Origin of the sequence: Clostridioides sp. ZZV14-6150, assembly GCF_020657875.1 — a bacterium.
In the GTDB taxonomy this organism is placed as follows: domain Bacteria; phylum Bacillota; class Clostridia; order Peptostreptococcales; family Peptostreptococcaceae; genus Clostridioides.
Genome location: NZ_JAGWDA010000003.1, coordinates 64,786 through 84,745, shown reverse-complemented (window position 1 = coordinate 84,745; position 19,960 = coordinate 64,786). Strand labels below are relative to the sequence as shown.

The 19,960-nt window shown below is 28.0% G+C and carries 20 protein-coding genes; 2 read left to right on the top strand and 18 right to left on the bottom strand.

Going from position 1 to position 19,960, the window contains the following annotated elements; translation table 11 throughout:
- Nucleotides 1-162 precede the first annotated feature (162 nt).
- Nucleotides 163-1,158 (bottom strand): YhdH/YhfP family quinone oxidoreductase, encoded by a 996-nt coding sequence (locus KGF41_RS05245; protein ID WP_227856426.1) that lies wholly within the window; start codon nucleotides 1,156-1,158, stop codon nucleotides 163-165.
- A gap of 120 nt (nucleotides 1,159-1,278) precedes the next feature.
- Here KGF41_RS05245 and KGF41_RS05240 point away from each other — a divergent pair, with 120 nt between their 5' ends.
- Both KGF41_RS05240 and rbr read left to right on the top strand, forming a co-directional pair.
- Nucleotides 1,279-1,716: a MarR family winged helix-turn-helix transcriptional regulator gene (locus KGF41_RS05240; protein ID WP_227827624.1), complete on the top strand. Its 438-nt coding sequence runs from the start codon at nucleotides 1,279-1,281 to the stop codon at nucleotides 1,714-1,716.
- Nucleotides 1,717-1,802: 86 nt separating this feature from the next.
- A complete protein-coding gene (rbr, locus tag KGF41_RS05235; protein WP_227434375.1) occupies nucleotides 1,803-2,390 on the top strand; it encodes a rubrerythrin in 588 nt (195 codons plus the stop codon).
- 214 nt (nucleotides 2,391-2,604) lie between these two features.
- Here rbr and KGF41_RS05230 read toward each other — a convergent pair whose 3' ends face one another.
- The 17 genes from KGF41_RS05230 to KGF41_RS05150 all read right to left on the bottom strand — a co-directional run bounded on the left by KGF41_RS05230 (nucleotide 2,605) and on the right by KGF41_RS05150 (nucleotide 19,846).
- On the bottom strand, nucleotides 2,605-3,225 hold the full coding sequence (locus KGF41_RS05230; RefSeq protein ID WP_227842557.1) for a YhbD family protein: 621 nt from the start codon (nucleotides 3,223-3,225) through the stop codon (nucleotides 2,605-2,607).
- Between the two features lie 7 nt (nucleotides 3,226-3,232).
- Nucleotides 3,233-4,003, bottom strand: coding sequence for a polymer-forming cytoskeletal protein (locus KGF41_RS05225; RefSeq protein ID WP_227827626.1), 771 nt, complete (start codon nucleotides 4,001-4,003; stop codon nucleotides 3,233-3,235).
- Nucleotides 4,004-4,042: 39 nt separating this feature from the next.
- Entirely contained in the window at nucleotides 4,043-4,885 is an 843-nt protein-coding gene (locus KGF41_RS05220) for a hypothetical protein (RefSeq protein ID WP_227827627.1), read from the bottom strand.
- 273 nt (nucleotides 4,886-5,158) lie between these two features.
- Nucleotides 5,159-7,069: a 2-aminoethylphosphonate--pyruvate transaminase gene (gene phnW, locus KGF41_RS21100; RefSeq protein ID WP_227854644.1), complete on the bottom strand. Its 1,911-nt coding sequence runs from the start codon at nucleotides 7,067-7,069 to the stop codon at nucleotides 5,159-5,161.
- 267 nt (nucleotides 7,070-7,336) lie between these two features.
- Nucleotides 7,337-8,122, bottom strand: coding sequence for a DeoR/GlpR family DNA-binding transcription regulator (locus tag KGF41_RS05210; protein WP_227839578.1), 786 nt, complete (start codon nucleotides 8,120-8,122; stop codon nucleotides 7,337-7,339).
- A 311-nt stretch (nucleotides 8,123-8,433) separates the two neighbouring features.
- Nucleotides 8,434-8,664, bottom strand: a complete 231-nt coding sequence (dltC, locus tag KGF41_RS05205) for a D-alanine--poly(phosphoribitol) ligase subunit DltC (RefSeq protein WP_227434367.1) — start codon at nucleotides 8,662-8,664, stop codon at nucleotides 8,434-8,436.
- Nucleotides 8,665-8,682: 18 nt separating this feature from the next.
- Complete coding sequence (dltB, locus tag KGF41_RS05200; RefSeq protein WP_227827630.1) at nucleotides 8,683-9,831, bottom strand: D-alanyl-lipoteichoic acid biosynthesis protein DltB; 1,149 nt, start codon at nucleotides 9,829-9,831, stop codon at nucleotides 8,683-8,685.
- Nucleotides 9,831-11,345, bottom strand: coding sequence for a D-alanine--poly(phosphoribitol) ligase (locus KGF41_RS05195; protein WP_227842555.1), 1,515 nt, complete (start codon nucleotides 11,343-11,345; stop codon nucleotides 9,831-9,833). The genes dltB and KGF41_RS05195 overlap by 1 nt, the downstream gene beginning before the upstream one ends.
- A 120-nt stretch (nucleotides 11,346-11,465) precedes the next feature.
- Nucleotides 11,466-12,656, bottom strand: coding sequence for a D-alanyl-lipoteichoic acid biosynthesis protein DltD (dltD, locus tag KGF41_RS05190; RefSeq protein ID WP_227856425.1), 1,191 nt, complete (start codon nucleotides 12,654-12,656; stop codon nucleotides 11,466-11,468).
- Nucleotides 12,657-12,898: 242 nt separating this feature from the next.
- Nucleotides 12,899-13,132 (bottom strand): hypothetical protein, encoded by a 234-nt coding sequence (locus tag KGF41_RS05185; protein WP_227827633.1) that lies wholly within the window; start codon nucleotides 13,130-13,132, stop codon nucleotides 12,899-12,901.
- Nucleotides 13,133-13,218: 86 nt separating this feature from the next.
- A complete protein-coding gene (locus KGF41_RS05180; protein ID WP_227827634.1) occupies nucleotides 13,219-14,238 on the bottom strand; it encodes a Gfo/Idh/MocA family protein in 1,020 nt (339 codons plus the stop codon).
- A gap of 195 nt (nucleotides 14,239-14,433) precedes the next feature.
- Entirely contained in the window at nucleotides 14,434-14,967 is a 534-nt protein-coding gene (locus tag KGF41_RS05175; protein ID WP_227827635.1) for a putative ABC transporter permease, read from the bottom strand.
- Between the two features lie 101 nt (nucleotides 14,968-15,068).
- On the bottom strand, nucleotides 15,069-15,749 hold the full coding sequence (locus tag KGF41_RS05170) for an HAD family hydrolase (RefSeq protein WP_227827636.1): 681 nt from the start codon (nucleotides 15,747-15,749) through the stop codon (nucleotides 15,069-15,071).
- A gap of 28 nt (nucleotides 15,750-15,777) precedes the next feature.
- Nucleotides 15,778-17,067: a hemolysin family protein gene (locus KGF41_RS05165; RefSeq protein ID WP_227827637.1), complete on the bottom strand. Its 1,290-nt coding sequence runs from the start codon at nucleotides 17,065-17,067 to the stop codon at nucleotides 15,778-15,780.
- A gap of 222 nt (nucleotides 17,068-17,289) precedes the next feature.
- On the bottom strand, nucleotides 17,290-17,964 hold the full coding sequence (locus KGF41_RS05160) for a flavodoxin family protein (RefSeq protein WP_227827638.1): 675 nt from the start codon (nucleotides 17,962-17,964) through the stop codon (nucleotides 17,290-17,292).
- 27 nt (nucleotides 17,965-17,991) lie between these two features.
- Nucleotides 17,992-19,335: a uracil-xanthine permease family protein gene (locus KGF41_RS05155; protein ID WP_227827639.1), complete on the bottom strand. Its 1,344-nt coding sequence runs from the start codon at nucleotides 19,333-19,335 to the stop codon at nucleotides 17,992-17,994.
- Nucleotides 19,336-19,498: 163 nt separating this feature from the next.
- Nucleotides 19,499-19,846, bottom strand: a complete 348-nt coding sequence (locus tag KGF41_RS05150; protein WP_227827640.1) for a TIGR03792 family protein — start codon at nucleotides 19,844-19,846, stop codon at nucleotides 19,499-19,501.
- Between the last annotated feature and the right edge of the window lie 114 nt (nucleotides 19,847-19,960).

Sequence of the window (19,960 nt, the reverse complement as noted above, 5' to 3'; positions counted from 1 at the left end):
AAAAATTAAAATGAGATACTCTTAAATAAAATAAATTTAAGACATCTCATTTTTTATTTTATGATTTGATATTATAGTTTTACATTAAAACTTATTTAACTATATATTAAAAATCAATTATATATTCAACATTAGTTAACTTAACTATAAACCTAACCTTAACTACAAACCTAAATCAACTACTGTTCTTCCTACATGCTTTCCTTCTATTATTGAATCTATACTCTTACTCAATTCATTTAATGATACTACAGATACCATGTCATCTAAATCTTCTAGCTTCCATTCATTTGATAATAAATCCCATATTTTTAATCTTAAATTCATTGGGCATTCTACAGAATCTATACCATATAAAGTAACACCTTTTAATATAAATGGATATACTGAACTTGTAAAATCAATTCCACCTGCATTACCACATGTTGTAACTGCTCCACAATAATTAGTTGTCTTTATTGCTGTTGATAAAGTATTTCCTCCTACTGTATCTATTACTCCAGCCCATCTTGGTCTAAGTAGAGGTCTCCCTGAATTATCATCTACTTCTGATCTATGTATAACATCTTTAACTCCTAGCTTTAATAATGTTTCTTTTTGTTCTTCCAATTTTCCTGTTGAAACCACAACTGAATAGCCTAATTTAACTAATATTTTAGTTGCAATCACAGCAACTCCTCCAGTACCACCAGTAACTAGTACATCTCCCATATCTTTGTCTACAGTATTTACAAATTTATATACAGATAAAGCTGCTGTAAATCCTGCTGTACCATAATCCATTGCTTCTTTTAAAGAAAGATTATTTGGAAGTTTGACAACCCAATTAGAAGGAACTCTTATATATTCTGAAAAACCTCCAGATGTATTCATACCTAAATCATAACCTGTTACTAAAACTTCATCCCCAACTTTAAAATCATCACAACTACTAAATTCTACTACACCAGATGCATCTATTCCTGGAGTATGAGGATATTTTCTAGTGACACCCTTATTTCCATTTGCTGAAAGTGCATCCTTGTAATTTAATGAAGAATATCTTACTTTTATTAGAACATCTCCTTCTGGTAGTACATCTATATCTCTTTCTATTATATTTCTCTTAAAACTTCCTTCTTCTTCTGTAATATATAGTGATTTAAAATTTTTACTCATAAATTTCCTCCCAATACATTTAGTTTTATGTTAAACTAATTATAGTTGAAAAATAGTTTTATGTCAAACTGCTTTTTATTTCAAAGCACTTCAAATAATTTAAAGATTGGAGATTAATTTATGGAAGATAAATATATCATACATTTTATAAGTAAAACAAAAGCTAATATGCTTAAATTCATTGAAAATAGACTCAATAAAAATGGTTTAAATGAATTGTTGCCTACACATGGAAATATACTCACTGCACTTTATGAAAATAATGGAATACTTACAATGAAAGAAATTGCAACTAAAATAGGAAAAGACAAATCTACTGTTACAGTATTAGTTAATAAACTTATAAACCTCGGATATATAGAAAGACAAAAGTGCGATAGTGATAAGCGTATTACATATATAAAACTTACAGAAAAAGCAATGCTAATAGAGGATACATTCAATAGTATTTCATCGCAAGTTAAAGAAACAGCCTACTGTAACATTACAGAAAAGGAAAAGCAAGAATTCCTTAGAATCTTAAAAAAAATCAATAATAATTTCAAAAATGCTGACTAAATTGAGCATAATTATATCTCGTCTTGGAATAATAAATAAAAAGAATCAAATATTGTAAAAATTTATTGTTAATAGAGAGGTATAATATGAATTTAAAAGACAGTAAAACTAAAGAAAATTTATTAAGAGCTTTTGCAGGTGAAAGCCAGGCTAGAAATAGATATAATATTTCTGCATCTGTAGCAAAAAAAGAAGGATTATATATAATAGAATCTTTATTTAATTATACTGCTGACCAAGAAAAGTCACATGCAAAACAATTTTTTACTAAATTAAAAGAATTTGCTGGAGAAAATATAAGTATATCAGGAGCATATCCTGTAGATTTATATGATAAGACAGCTCAACACCTTAAAGCTGCACAACATAATGAGCTTCAAGAGTGGGATGATGTATATAAAAACTTTGGAAAAACAGCACGTGAAGAAGGTTTTGAAGCTATAGCTAAATTATTTGAAAATATAGCTGAAATAGAAAAAGTTCATGGTGATAGATTTGGTAGATATGCTACTGATTTAGAAGAAGGTACTTTATTTAGAAGAAATGAAGATATCCAATGGATATGTACAAACTGTGGACATATTCATATTGGTAAGGAAGCTCCAAAAGCTTGCCCTGTTTGTCTTCATCCACAAGGGTATTTCTTAGACTTTAAAAATTCATTATTTGAATAAATAAAAATAATCTACTGTATTTAAGCAATTTATTATATTGATACTAACCAATTTTATAAATATTAAATTATTTGAATAATAAAATGAACCATAGAGATTATTGTAACTATACTCTTTCTATAATTTATAATAATTCAATATGGTTCATTTTGTAATTTCTCAGAAACTATAATCTATCTATATCTACTTATAATAAGTAATTTACAATAACCTACTATGATAACTTAATACTTATATCATTTATTTCTTTCATTAAGTCAATTTCAATAATTTTAACTACATCCTTTTCAAATTTCACTTGTTTATAATCCAAGCATCCTATTACAAATGGAACACCAAACTTTCTAAACAAATAAATTCTTCCATTTTCATTGTATATTGATTTAAAATTTTCTTCTATTATATTGACTATCAATTTTAATTCTTCAAATGTTATTGTGGATTTAACTAAAAATTTCTCTATTATGCTCAATATAAGTAATTCTTTTTTACCTATACTCTGCTCTTTTTTATACAAATTTTGAAATATTTCTTTTGTATATTTACATATAGCTTCCTTCTCAAAAATAAAGTCAATATCAAACTCTTTATTGGTATCTTTTTTTGTAAACATGTTTGCAATATCATCAAGAGATGTTTCTTCTTTCATAGATAGTATTAACTCTATTCTTTCTAGTATTTTATCTCTTGGAAAAAAAGTCTCTTGACCTGTAAAAGCTGATTTTTTTATAAACCATTCTTCTGGTATTATATTTTTTCTTTTCCATCTATATAGCTGCCCATAAGATATATTAGTTTTGCTTAATAAATCTTTCTTAGATATCAATTCTTCCATAATTTTTCTAGCCCACCTTTGTACTGTTTTTTACACTCGAATTATCTGAAACTAACAACTTATCACTGTATTCAATATTTTCAACATCACAATTGCTTACTAAAGATATGCTTTTTCCTCGTATATCTTTTATTGAAACATCTTCTAATTCAATAGTATCTCCCTCTATCAAATTGCATTTAAATTTGCCTGAAAAAATGTTAATAAATTTAATTCCAAATGTAAAAATATCTTTACTTCTACCTATTTCTATATTAGTTGCTCCTATCTCTTTACAATAAGAGCCTCCTCCTGAATAGATATATATGTTTTCTCCATTTAAAAGACCATCACATTTTATTGCTCCATGAACCTTTATATCTTCACATTCTATATTTTCTTTATTTTTCATTTCACCATAAACTTTTATATCCTGTGCATAAATACTTTCACTTACAATTAATTGACCTTTTACTGTAACATTATTACACTTTAAGTTTCCATTAATTTTCTGTTGAGCAGTTATAATCAAGTCATCTACTTCTGCATCTCCATCTATACTAAGTTGCCCATTAACTCTTACACGTTCAGCTTTAAGATTACCTTTTATAGTAGCCTTTCCATTTACTACAAAGTTTTTTATACTAATGTCTCCATCAAACTTTACATCTCCAAATACCTTTACTTCATTACATTTGATATTTCCTTTTGACCTAGCACTTCCCATAATGTTTATACTTTCATATTCTCCACTATTGATAAATCCTTCTCCAAGTATTTTTATAGATCCATTTTCCATATTATTACCTCATTCTAAATTTTATTTTAAACATAAATATTACTTATCTTTATTTAGATTTACTTTTTCATTATTTAGATTTACTTTTCCATTTACATTCTTTATTTCAATAACTATTGAGCTTTCATCAATATCTATACTTTCACTATACTCCAAACTCTCAATATAACATCCTTTACCTATTTTAACATTTTTACCTCTTACAATTTTAACTTCACTATTTTCTAAGCTGATTTCATCTGCTTCTATAACATTTGCTAATAATCTACTTTCTGTGTATTTTTTAACTGATAGTAGACCTAGATTTCTAAGATTAGAAGATACTTTTTCAAAATCCCCACTCTTTTTTTCGGCTCTATAAAATCTTTTACAATAATCACCATGTCCCTTTTTTATATTTACACTGCTTGCACCAACTTCGTTTAAATTAGAAGTTCCATGCAAACTTATCTTAAGCTCTTCACAATTTAAAAATCCATCACAATCCAAAATTCCACTTAAGTCAACACTTTCACATTCTATGCTCTTATTGATTTTTAGACATCCTTCTCCGCTAATAATATCTGACTTTAAGTTTCCTCCAACATTGATAATTCCTCCAGATTTAACTTTACTTGATTTTATGTCTCCAGTACATTTAAGAAATCCAAATATTGTCACTTGTGATGCCAATATATTGCCTTCAATTTTACTCAATCCTGCTGTAAAAAATTCATTACATTCTGTTGTTCCAATCACTTTTGCCGAACCTGAAGAATCAAATTTATTACATTTTATATTTCCATCTATTTTTCCTGTACCTGCTATATTAACTTCATCAAAAATTCCGCCTTTACATTTTCCCATTCCATTAAAATTTAGTGAACGTAATTCTCCATCCATAATGATTTCCTTTCAATAACTTATTTTGTTCTTGAATATAATATAACAAAACATTGTTACGTTGTCAAGTATAACAATCTTGATGAATAAAACAATGCTCCTTTAAAGACAGATAAATAAAAAAAATAATAGAGAAGATATTTTATATGAACTATTAATTCTTCTTTCTTAGATTTCCAATTCAAATAAAATACTCCTCTATTATTTAACTATTTATATATATTTGTCTCGTAACTCTCTAAACTTTATAATCTACCAATGAACTTCTATAATCTACATGTTGATAAATTTCTCGATTACATCAGCCAGTCTATCCATATCTTTCGGATACACTTCTCCTATACTTCCTATTCTAAATGTATCTATGTCAGTCAATTTACCTGGATAAATAACAAATCCATTTTCTTTTAAATAAGTGTAGAATTCCATAAATTCAAATTTTGCATTCTTAGGATATAGGAAAGTTGTTATTACAGGTGATTGAGCATCATCATTCACCAATGTATCAAACCCTAGAGATTTTAATCTTGAAGATATTGTAAATTGATTTTCTTTATATCTAGCATATCTTTTTTCGACAGAACCTTCTTCTTCTAGCTCTAGTAATGCTTGATAAAAAGCTCTTACAACATGTGTAGGAGAAGTAAATCTCCATTTACCATTATTATTCTCCATAGTTTCCCACTGAGCGTATACATCAAGAGATAAAGATTTAGCAATTCCCTTGCATTTAGCTAATTCGTCTCTGTTAGCTATTATAAAACCAAATCCTGGAACTCCTTGTATACATTTATTAGAACTACTCACTAGAAAATCTATATTAAAGTCTTCAACATCAATTTCAATTCCACCAAAACTACTCATTGCATCAACTATGTAAACCTTATTATATTCTTTTGCAAGTTTACCTACATCTTTTATAGGATTTAATCTACCTGTAGTAGTTTCACAATGAACCATTGATATATGTGTAATATCTTTATTTTCTTTCAATAAATTTTCCACTCTATTTAGGTCAACTGCTTCTACATCACTAAATGTACAATCAACATATTCTATATTTAAATAACTGCATATATCCTTCATTCTCTTTCCATATGCTCCATTTGCAATTACAAGAAGTTTGCCATTCTTTGGAATAGTGCTTCCTATTGTAGCTTCCACTGAGAAAGTACCACTACCTTGCATTAATACACTTGTGTATTTTTCTGTATTCTTTGTAGCTAAAGACACTAATCTTCTTCTAACATCTTGTACCAAATCATTATACTCAACATCCCATGTACACAAATCTTTTAACATAGATGCTCTTACTGATTTAGTAGTAGATAATGGTCCTGGTGTAAGTAATATATAATCATTTTCTGGTACAAAATCTGATTTAATTGTTTCATTTTCTATTTTTACTAAAACATCTTCTAATTCTGCCATAGTTTCTATAACAAAATGTGCTCCTGCTTCTTTAAACTTCTTTGAAACTGCTTCCATCTTAATTTTTAATTCTTCTTTATCCATATTTTCTACTTCTTCTTGTGTAAGACCTAATTCACTTGAACCTTTTATTACAGCAACACTCCACATTCCTGCATTTATACCTTCTTTTACATCACTTAATGTATCTCCTACTTTTACCATGGCACTCATTGGAGATACGCCCAAAGCTTCAGCATTTTTATAACACATCCAAGGATATGGTCTTCCTTGAGATACTTCTGATGGTGTTACAAGAAAATCTGGCGAATATCCCTTTTTAGCTGCATTTGGTTCAACTATATTCATCATTTCTCTTGTATAACCTGTTGTAGAACCTATTTTTAATCCATTTTTTCTTAATTTCTCAATAGTTTCAACAACATGAGGAATTGGAGTTGTATACTCTTCTAGAGTTTCAAATAACATAGGTTCAAATTCAGCATAAAGTTTGTTTACATCTTCCTCTGTTGGAAATCCTCCAAAATTCTCTACCCAAATATTTTTTATCCTATCCATTTCACACATTTCTCTTATATGGTCTATTTTTAATTTCCCCATAGGTTTTCTTGCTTCTTCCATTGTTACATCTATGCCTCTTCTTTTAAATATCTCTATAAATACATTGAGAGGTGCAAAACATCCATAATCTACTGTTGTTCCAGCCCAGTCAAATACTACTGCCTTTATTTTTTCTCCATATAACTTTTTCATATTTATAACCTCCATAGATTCTCAGTTAGAATTTTTGTGTTTTTAGTTGTTTTTACTTTTAAAGTATAACTTTTTTATGTTAATTATACATCATATTTAGGTTAAATGTATATTAAATTTATGTTTTTAGTTGTTTTTAATTGATTCTGTTTGTTTTTAATATCTAATATAAAAATTCCACTAAAACTCTACAAAAAAAATTAAAATTTGTAATCTTATTTCTAGGTTAAACATATGAATTTGTTAAATTTTATAAATTTATTACTTCTATTTTGCTTCTATCCATGTTATATTTGATTCATTTAATTTATCTTTCCATTCACTTGGAGGTTCTGCGTCACAAATAACAAAATCTAATTCATTCAAATCAGCTATCTTGTACATACTGACAATTCCAATCTTAGAACTATCACATAATACAAAACTTTCCTTTGAATTTCTTATATACTCTTTTGACAATAATGCTTTATTTTGGTCTATGCTACTAATTCCAAAGCTATCAATTACACCTTCACTAGATATAAATGCTTTATCTACATATAAGTTTTTCATAGCATCTATTGACATTTGACATGCTGTTCTTTGATGTTTTAAATTTACTTTACCACCAATAAATATAACCTCTCCATCAAATATGCCTTGGTTTTCATATGAAATCAACTTTGATAGCACAGGATAGGAACTAGTAATAACCTTTAGATTTTTTACAGAAACTATGTAATCCACAATTTGTAAATTAGTAGTCCCTTCATCTATTACAATTGATTCATTATCATTCACAAATTTAGCTGCATACTTAGCAATACTTTGTTTCTTTTCTAAATTAGTACTATTTCTTTTTATATGTTCTGGCTCAATTACTCCATAATTTATTTTTACAGCACCACCATAAACCTTCTTCAACTTATTTTCACTTTCTAATTCTTCCAAGTACCTTCTTATTGTTTCTGATGATACTTCTAGTTTTTTTACTAATTCTTTAGTATTTACCTTTCCTTTTGCATCTAACAGTTCTAATATTTCTTTTTTTCTATCTATTGAATTTAAAGACAATTAAGTTCCCCTCCTAAATGTGTATTCTACTTTTATAAAATTATAATTAACATCTACGTCCATAAAGTAATTCTAATCTATGACAAAAGATATTTCACTCAATTAAAGATAGTATATCTTACAATAGATATTACTATTAATTTATATAGCATGCAATCTTTCATTCATACTTTAAATTTTTCACTATTTTATATATTTACACAACTAAGTTATATCTCTTTACAATAAAAAAAATCCATCAAATATCAATATTAGATGGACTTTATAATCTTTTATTATGTAAATTAATAATTAAACATTTAGTCATTAATTTATTTTCTTGTCTCTAAGAATTTTACTAAATTATTTACAGTAGACATGTCTTTTCTTTCTAAATCAGTTGGTTGAAGTTCTATTCCAAGTCTATTTTCAATCTCAAGTAAAACTTCAATTATAGCTAATGAGTCTAAAAGCTCTGTTTCAAATAAGTTAAGGTCTAAATCATCTCTTATCTCATCAGTTCCTAATACATCTTCAAATATTTCTATAACTGTTTCCTGCATAAATTTGCCTCCTTAAAATTAAGCTAAATATCCTGAGAATATCAATAATCCAAAACATACAATATGGAATGTAATGAAAATTTGAACTCTCTCAAACCATTTTTCTTTTTTATGCTTCTTATAAAATTTAGATTTTCTCTGATATATATCAGTTAAGACAAGTGCTAAACCTTGATACACACCATAAGCAATGTAAAACCAAGTTAGTCCATGCCAAAATCCCATTGTTATCATTGTTATCATCTGAGCTACATGAGCAGCAGTAGTTCTTTTCTTAAATCTTTTCTTTCTCATTGAAGACATAACAAATCTTGAAAAAATATAATCTCCAAACCATCTTGAAAGACTTATATGCCATCTTGTCCAAAACTCTTTCATATCTTTACTTATAAATGGTTTATCAAAGTTTATAGGTACTTGTATTCCAAATATATATCCTGTCCCTATAGCAAATAAACTGTATCCTGCAAAATCAAAGAACAGGTATAAACTATATGCATACATATAACTTAAAACATTTATAAACCTCATATCTTTAGGTATTATTGATACCCAATATGTATTTATCAAAAATGCTATAACAAATTTATAACCTACTCCCATAACAATGTTTTTTATTCCAGGCAATAAGTATTCTTCTATATACTCTTTTCTAGGTATTTTCTTCTCTAAATCCTGTTCAAATCGTCTTGACCTGTCAATAGGCCCAGAACTCAGTGTTGGAAAAAATAACATAAAATAAAGCATATTTGAAATCTTAACCTCTTTTATAGCACCATCATAAATTTCAATAACCATTTGTATAGCCCTGAAATTTAAGTATGATATTCCAATAAATCCAATCAATCCAAAAGATGTAACTGGAGATATTTTATTAATTATTATTGGAAGCATTGATGCAAACAAAAAGCCCCAATATATATATTTATTTTTAGTTTTTCTTCTTACATATTCGTATCCTTTGACTATTATTACTTCTAAAATGATAAATATCAACAAGTATTTAAATTGAACATCTATTCCTACAATCAAAAATATCATAAATAAACTTGCCAACATACCATAATACTTTATATTTTTACCCATTAAGCCCAAAATCACTGCTGGTATTGATGTTAATAATAATATGTAAAGATAAAAATAATCTCCATACTGTGAAAAAATCATTAAATTTCCTCCATAAGTTTCTTTCTGTCTATTTTACCATTGATATTTGTTGGAAACTCGGAAATTATTGCAATATTTCTTGGAATCATATACGAAGGTATATACTTTCCTAGTTCCTTTTTTATCATCATCCCATTTTTGATATTACCTAAATCATTCTTCTCATTTAACTCAACAATACCTTTTAAATAAGCAATTTTTTCATCCTTATATATTGGTAAAACTACTGCATTTTTTACATTATGAACTTTTCTCAAATTATTTTCTATATCTTCTATTTCAATCCTAAATCCATTTAACTTGATTTGAAAATCTTTTCTTCCACAATAGTATATATTTCCATCTAAGAGATATCCCATATCACCAGTTTTATAAGCTCTCCATTTTATACCATCTATTTCATCATAGAAAAATACTTCATCAGTCTTCTCTTTATTATTGAAATAACCTTTGGAAACTGATGGTCCAACTATTATAATCTCACCTTTTTCATTTTCTTTCAGCTCATTTCCATTTTCATCAAGTATTTTTATTTTACAATTTTGCATAGGATATCCAACTGGAAGACTCTTTTCATCATCTATAGCTTCTTGAGTCATGTCATTTACACTTACGCCAACAGTGGCTTCAGTTGGTCCATATCCATTGATAACTCTTGTATTTGGAAATCTACTTATAAGCTCTTTAGTAAGATTCTTTGAAAGTGCTTCTCCTATAAATATCATTGATTCAAGCTTAGGAAGCATCTTACTATTAAACTCTTTTTCTGTTACACATACACCTGCAAAAGAAGGAGTTGATACCCATACTGCAATATTAGACTCGCCAAATTGTCTGAATAGCTCTTTATAATCTGCTAGCACATCTTTTGATATTGAAAATAATGTAGCTCCATGAACAAGACCAGGGTATATTGTTGTCACTGAAAGGTCAAAAGAATATGCTGCTTGATTCATTATTACTTTTTCACTTCCATCTATATTTAAATATGGGCTTATCCAATCTACAAAACTATCTAAGTTATTTGAGCTTATTTGAACTCCTTTTGGCTTTCCTGTACTACCTGATGTAAATAGTATATATGCATTTTCATCATCTTTTACCCAGTTTTCTTTATCTAATGACTTTCCTTTATATTCGCTTATTACATCATTTAATTTATCCTTATCAATTACATTGATATCGCCAAAATCTTTTTCATCACTAAAGTTAAACAACACCTTTGGTTTCACTTCCTTAGTAACTTCAAAAACTCTATCTAATGGAAAGCTAATATCAAGAGGAACATACGCTCTACCTGATTTTAAAGCTCCTATCATACACGCCATTATCATATTTTCTTTATTACCATAGATTACTATAGGAGTATCTTCTTCTTTGTATACATTTTTTAGAAATACTGATATAGCATCTGAACATTCATTTAAATCTTTATAAGAAAGTTTATCTCCATTACATGTCAAAGCTATTCTATCTGTATTTGAATATTTTTTTATTCCTTCAATAATTTTCATATAAAAATTCTCCTTTAAAATCCATTATAAATAAATGGCAACTCTTTAAATGGTGTAAATGTTAAAACACCTATTGCCAATATTATAATCATAGTTAAACAAATACTAGTTACTAATTCTTTATTGCTCTTTAAATATTTTAAATAATCTCTCACAGACATCTACCCATCCTTTCGTTCCAAGATGCATTACATCTCTTAAATAATATTTCTCTGTCCCTTTATCTTTAAGATTCATAACTTCAAGGCCTTTACTTTCTGCTATGTTCTGCGCCTTATCATAAAACTGATTTCTTTCTTTCTCAGAAATACCAGTTAAATCATAAAATTTACCCATACTTGGAATTAATACAACAACTGGTTTAATATCTAAGTCCTTACATACATTTAATAAAAGCTTATAACTTTCAAATTCCTTAGATGTTACTAAGTTTACACCCTTATCTCTTCCTCTATATTGCTCTAGACCATCTTTAAAATGTTCATTGTAATAATACTTGTCAATGTTTAGAGGATTATTACCTACTCTCTTTTTAGCATCTTCAATAGCTTTCTTTTTCTCATGTGACCAATTTATAGGTTTTTTTCTTCCTTCTTTTTTGTGTTTATCTAGCCTAATTAATTTCTTATAAAGTATCCCTTTTTCTTTAAGCTCTATACAGTATTTTCTCCCTTGAAAATAAGGCTCTAACAACGCCTTCTCAGCTTTTTCATACACTGTCTTAGGTTCATATAGCTTGGCATACAATGCTTCTGCCTTATATTCGTCACTACCCCATAAAAGCTTACTTGATTTTTTTACATATTCAATCTTATTTTGTTTAGATATCTTTGGATTATCTAAAAAACGATAAAATTGTATTGGTGAAAACCTAGACTGATAATGGTGACTTGTAACTCCATCTTTTTCCATAAACCATTGCATAGAAATTAACAAGACAACCTTCTTATTATCAATATTAGGATTCATACTTCCTAACACTGCAGCATCTTGTAATGTCTGAGTATAAGCTCTACCAATTGCAAACACCTTATCTTTACTCCTATCCGTATTAAAATAGTACTTTGGATGTTGTTTTGTTGAATTACTAAGTTCTGATGACCCCAAAATCATAATATCTTTTTCTCTTAAAAAATGATTATTTGCTGTAACACCTTTATCCTTTATATCACTTAAAGTATCATCCATAATTGGAAGTAGATTTTTCTCCCTCAAAAGTTCATCAGTTTTAGAATCAAGAAATTTGTCTAACCCAAATAAAAATACTACGCCTATTATAAATGGTGTAATAAAGTATATCAATTTTCTCATATTTTCTCTCCTCTAAAAATATTCAAATTTATGTTATTATTAATCATATTAGTTTTAATATATATATTCAACTACAAAATTGTAATAAAATCTCCAAAACTTTTTTTTATTCTGTTACAAATTTGTAAAAAAAAAGAAGAAAATAACTGAAAAAGGAATCTTTTTAGTGATTTTCTTCTTTTTATAATTTGACATTTTAATACTTAATTATGTATACAATTTAACTTATTTTAAAATTAAATTTATTCAAAAGTATATCTTAGCCCCCATTGCGTTCTTATTTCATCCATTAAATTCATGACATATATAGATGATTCTAAAGTATTTGCTTTTATTTTATTTGATATACAATTGTTAACATATTCAATCTCATACTTTAAAGCTTTTTCTGTGTCACCATATTCTAGAGTTTCAACTCTTCCACTATCTGTATAAGTTATTGTAGCCTTTGATGCTCTTGGAAAATTCTGATGCAATAGTTCCAGGACCCAATATAGCCCAATTTATATTCTCCATATTTACCACCTCATATACTATATATTATTATATGCTTTTAAATAAATTACAGACTGTCAGCTGGATAAACAATCTTCCCTTGTCTTCTTATCTCATCCATAATCCCCATTACTATCTTTGAATTTTCATGTGAGTTTATATCAGACTCTATTTTGTTATTATTTATAAGAGTTGTAAACTCAATAAGTTCATGGTATATTCCTTCTATTTCTCTAGGTTTCTCTTCTTCTTTTTCCTTTAAAATAGATATATCTTCTTCAGTTCCATCTTTATATCTAATAACTACCTTTTCAAACAGATTAAGTTTTTCAATTATTATACTTCCCTTTTCTCCTTGTATCTCAGATGGTATGTAAGAATCAGCTATTTTAGAGTACTCAACTACTGCATCCATATCGTCATATTGGAATATAGCTAAACCTTCTCCATCTACTCCAGTTTGAAGTATATGAGAAAATGCTTTTACACATTTTGGAGCGCCAAATAGATTCACCATAGGGTGTATGCAGTACACTCCAATATCCATCAATGAACCATTTGACAGTTCTTTTTTAAATGCATTTTCTATAATTCCATTTTTATATTTATCATATCTTGAAGAATACTGACAATAGCTTCCAAAGAATCTTCTTATTTTACCTATCTTATGTAAATTTTCTTTAACTGCTTTAAAATTTGGAACATATGTAATTCTCATAGCTTCCATAAGCAATACATTATTGTCCCTTGCAACCTTTATCATTAATTTTACTTCTTCTAAGTTAGATGCTAATGATTTTTCACACAACACATGTTTTTTGTGTTTTAAACAGGTAATAGCTTGTTTTGAATGCATCGCGTTTGGAGAAGCTATGTATATAGCATCTATATCATCTGATTTAGCCATGGTTTCTAAATCATCAAAAAACAGACTTGCCCCATGTATCTTTCCAAATTCCTTAGCTTTTTCTAAATCTCTTGAATATACAGCAACCAGTTCAAACTCTTCAACCCTAGATGCAGCTCTTAAAAATAGTTTTGATATATTACTTGTACCAATAATACAAAATCTTATTTTACTCACCATTCAAACACTCCTTATTTTTTATAATTTATTTTAACTAAGTAATACTCTATAATAAATAATACTCTATATAAACGTTTGAAACTTATTAAAATATTAACTTCATCAAATAAAAAAGAAAGCTAACTTTAAATGATTTCAACATTTTAGCATAGCTTTCTTTTAACTACAATCTAAACTTATCTTATACTTCTAAAGTTATATTATATCTCTATTTCCTCTCAAGAATTTTATAGTAAAAATTTCATCCACAAACAATGCTATCAATAATATAGTTGCTATAATTGGCCAATAAGGCATTATTAAACTATACAAATTATCAACTACATACACTTGAAGATACCTTACTCCAATAAAAGTCAATATAGTCCAGTACATAGAAAATTTTACACATATTATCCCTCTATTATTGTACTTATAGTCTGAATAATCCCAATATACTTTATTAAAATATACCTTCATAATTATACCTGTGATATACTCTACTGTTGTTGGCACTACTAAACATAGTAAAAGCAATGCAAATATATTATTTGGGTCAATAAACCTTGAGACCTCTATTATAATAGACATTGCAATTGCATACATTGGCTTAAATGGACCATTTAAAAATCCATCTTCTTGAAAATGACCTTGAGTAAAATAACTATATAAATTTTCAATTATCCAACCTATAAAACCATACAAGAAAAAATTAAATAAAAAATATAATAGAGAACCTACACTATCCATGAATATTCCTCCTAATTGTTTATAATTATTTTTTCTCATATCCATGGATTTATTCTAAATCAAAGAAATTAAATTTAAATTCTTTGATTTAATATTTCATATTATAGGCTACAACATTCTTTAGAATCTAAACTTTTCAGGTATTCTCTAACTTCCAATAAATTTTCAAGTATCTTATGTGATTGTGCTTTAATTTGTTCATCTGGCTCTTTTAAGTCCGGTACGTTTATACATTTTATACCACCATTATAAGCAGCCTCTACTCCCATAGGGGAATCCTCTATAACAATGCAATTTTTTGGATTAACATTTATCTTTTTAGCTGCTTTTAAGAATATTTCTGGATTTGGTTTAGAATTTACAACATCATCTCCACAAACTATAGCATCAAAGTATTCTTTTAAATTTGCCTTAGCCAATCTTTTAACTGCTCTTTCTCTTTTTGTAGATGTTGCAACTGCCATTTTATATCCATTTTTCTTTAAAAAAGATATTAATTCATTAACTCCTAATTTAATAGGAGCTCCTTCTCTATCCATAAATTCAATCATATTTTTAGTTTTCTCATCATACAAATCTATTATTGGCACAGAGCTATCGTATATCTTAGTAAGACCTTCTATTATCCCTTTACGATTTCTTCCCATAACAGATGTATATATTTCTTTAGTCATAGTATATCCATACTTTTCAAATGTCTCTATCCAAAATTCAAGAGATATTCTCTCTGAATCAAACAAAACTCCATCCATATCAAAAATAATTCCTTCTACTTTTTGCATACAATTCCTCCAATATTTTTTGATATAATTATATTACACTTTTTATGATTAATTTTACAACCCTCAATTTATCCAATTCTAATATAGTGAAATTGTAATTTTCAAAAGTTACACTTTGATTTACTTTAATGTTTGAACCAAGCATATAGGATATCCAACCTCCTATACTATCAAATCCATCATGCTCTATATCAAGACCAAAATACTTATTAATATCATTGATTGATTCAGTTCCATCAACCAAGTAAGAACTTGTTCCTATTTTCTTAATATGAGTTTCTTCTTTATCAAATTCATCTTGAATTTCTCCAACTATCTCTTCCAGTATATCTTCAATTGTTACTACACCAGATGTGCCACCATATTCATCTACCACTATAGCAAGTTGGAGCTTTTCTTTTCTTAATTTCTCAAGAGCCTTATCTATAGTCCAATTTTCTGATATATATATAATATCTCTAAGCATTTCTCCTAGTTCAATTTTATTTCTGCTTATTTTTTGATTATACAAATCTCTTATATGTACAAATCCTAATATATCATCCTTATTTTTCTTACATACTGGATACCTAGTAACACCTTCATCTCTCAAAATAGATAATATCTTTTCCTCTGAGTCACTTTCATATATACAGACCATATCAGTTCTAGGTACCATTATTTCTCTAATTTTCTTTTCTTCAAATTCAAAAATATTGTCAACTAATCTTTGCTCTGATTCATCTATAAGCCCGCTTTTATAACTTTCTTCCACTAATAATCTTATTTCATCACCTGTATGTGGTTCATCAACTTCATCAGCTTGTGAATATCCAAATGGTTTAAGAAATAAATCAGTACTTAGATTGAAAAAGTATATTATTGGGTATGTCAATTTATAAAATCCAATCAGCAAAAAAGATGTACTTAGCATTATTCTCTCTGTATTATAAAGTGCTAAGGCTTTAGGAACAAGCTCCCCTATTACAACTTCTACCATTGTTATAATTAAAAAGGAAATAGAAATTGATATTGTATATATAACACTTTCACTAAGATTAAATATACTTATTATTGGCAATATTAACTCTTTAACTGTAGATTCTCCCATCCACCCTAGTGCAAGCGAACAAAGTGTTATCCCAAGTTGACATGCAGAAAGATAGGAATTTAGATTATCTTTTATTATTTTACATCTTTTAGCATTATTATTACCTTCAGCCATCATAGTATCTATCCTAGAACTACGAAGCTTTACCATAGCAAATTCACAAGCTACAAAAAATGCATTTATTAAAACAAGTACTATTATAAGTGTTACATTTAATAACTCCCGCATAAAATATTGGCCCTTATAACATAAGAAATTTATAAGAACTCAAAGTTCCCCCCTTATATTTATAAAATTTAATTTATAATATATATTCTATCATATTTATTAATATATCTTATTTTATTACAAATAATTTTAAATACAAAATTACCCCTCTTAATATTTATGATGGGTTGTCTCATATATTAAGAGGGGCTAATTAAATTTTACGTATGGGCAATATAAATTTTAGTGGTCTTTTACAGGACTTTTTTCAGTTTCACTTGTTATTCCTAATTCTTCTTTTTCAATATTCCACTTTTCAAGACCATATTTAGATATTTTAACAGCTTCAGCTAGACCTCTCCCAAGTCTTTTTATGGTATTCATGCCTACTTCGTCATCTTTTGCACCTTGTTCCTTTGCATCTTTACTCCAAATACTAGCACCAGTGTATCCTCCAATAAGTCCTCCTGTTACCAATACCTCATGCATTAAAAAGAAATTTATTATTGGTAATCTGGCCATTTCTTGTCCACCATATCTAGTTCCACCAGTAGTTATAGCAGCTCCTACTTTATTTTGCAAATTACATCCATGTACTAAATACATATGTCTTAATCTATTTAACACAGCAGTCAATTGAGCAGTTATTCCCATATCATAAACAGGAGAACCTATTATAAATCCATCTGCTTCTAGCAATTTTTTCTCTAGTTCGCCCATATCATCTTGTATAGTACATTTTTCTGCTTTTCTCATACAAGCATCACAATGTATACATGGACCTATATTTTTTCCTCTTACAGTCCAAAAGTCAACTTCTATACCTGGTATTTCTTTAGCTTCCTCTAAAGCTTGTAGTATTGCATATTCAGTTGCTCCTTTTCTTGGACTTCCACATATTCCTAGTATCTTAGCCATAACTCTATACCTCCCACAAATTTTAATTTAAGCCTCTATTTTTATATCATTAGACTTATTCGATTTTATTGATAATATATATTTAATTATCATCGCTACAATAAATACTGATACTATACAAGAATTTCCAACTAAAGTTCTAATAATCTCTGGAAACTTTTCCAAAGTCTGAGGAACTGAAGTTATACCTATACTTAAAGTAATTGAAACTCCTGCTATAAGATTGTTATCTGACGTAAATCCACATTGACTTATCATATCATAACCAGCCATAGCAATTGATGAAAATACGATTAAAGTGACCCCTCCTATTATGCATGAAGGTATAGTCGTTATGATTGCTCCCAATAATGGTGAAAATCCAACTAAAATTAATACTACTCCTGTAATTGACAATACAAATCTACTAGTAACTTTATTTATAGCTACGATTGCAGCATTTTGACCAAATACTCCTGTTGGTATTGAACTAAATACAGATGCAATTATAGATGTTAATGCATTTCCCATTGTAGCAGACTCTAATTCTTTATCTGTAACCTCTCTATTCATAGCTCCCATTGTAGCAATTGTTGCTGCTCCCATCATATCAGCTATAGCTACCATAAATAAAATGGCAAACATTAATATTAAATCAAGTCTAAACTCTAGACCAAATGCCAATGGTTTTGGAAAAGAAAATATTGGTGTCCCTTGAATTGCAGAAAAATCAACCAATCCAAATGCAAGTGACACTAAATAACCAAATATTATACCTATTAAAATTGCAGCATCTTGAACCAAACCCTTGCCAAATTTCATAAGCAAAATTATAGCTATAACAACTATAAGCCCTATTGCAAAATTTATAGGTTCTCCAAATGTGGCTGAGCCTTCTCCCCCAGCTAAATTTTTTACAGCAGTTGGAAATAGACTAATACCCATACAAGCAATCATTGTACCTGCTATAATTGGAGTAAATAAATGTCTTATCTTCTTAATTCCAAAAGCTATAAAAAACACTACTATTGCCCCTCCAATTTGAGCTCCAAAAAGAGCTTTAAGTCCATACTTGCCAGCCACTGAAAGACAGGCTCCTAAAAATACGTAATTTGTTCCCATTATTACAGGAAGCTTTGAACCTAGCCTATGCCCTTTAAATAGTGGTATTGAGTACAATTGTAGTAAAGTTGCTATTCCAGCTACCAACATAGCACCTTGCATAAGCATAGTTGACATCTGTTTATCAAGCCCTACTATATTCGATATAAGCATAGCTGGAACCATATTACCAGCTATCATTGAAACAAAATGCTGTAATCCTAAAGGTAAAGCTTCTTTTAAAGGCGGTTTTCCCTCTAGATGAAATTTTGATGTATCGTGCTCTTTCATAAAATAAATCCTCCCATAAATTTTATTTTTCTTTACGACCATGAATTTATTAACAATTAATTTTGAGCTATACACATCTTAATCTAGTTAATTCTTAACTTAAATGATATTTATTTTAACTAAAGTATTATTTATGTATAGTTGTTCAGTGCACTTAATCTTATTATTTATATTCTCTAAGCTTATACTTTTTATTGACATCATGCTCTGCTCTTACAAACTCTAAATTTCCTTCTCCCATTAATTCAGACATTCTTTTCTTTCTATCACTTAGCCAGTCTTTATCAATATTTTTATAGTACTTATAATCTGTCCAATATATTATTGATGTTATTTCTTCTGGATTACTTTCACTAATCCATATCTCAGAACCAGCAAATCCTTCTAATAATTCTAGACCTTTAACCCAAATCTCATAATCTAATTGTAAGTACTTTTCTATTAATTCAGTATTTATCCTAAAAGTTAGTTCTTCAATAAATAAAGGTCTTTCAAATGATTTTAATTTCATATTATATACTTCCCTCTTTAATATTTGACTACTTTTTTATTCAAATGATTTTTTATTTAAATACTTTCAACATAATGCTCTTACATATAATTACTTTTTATTTACTTCTTATAA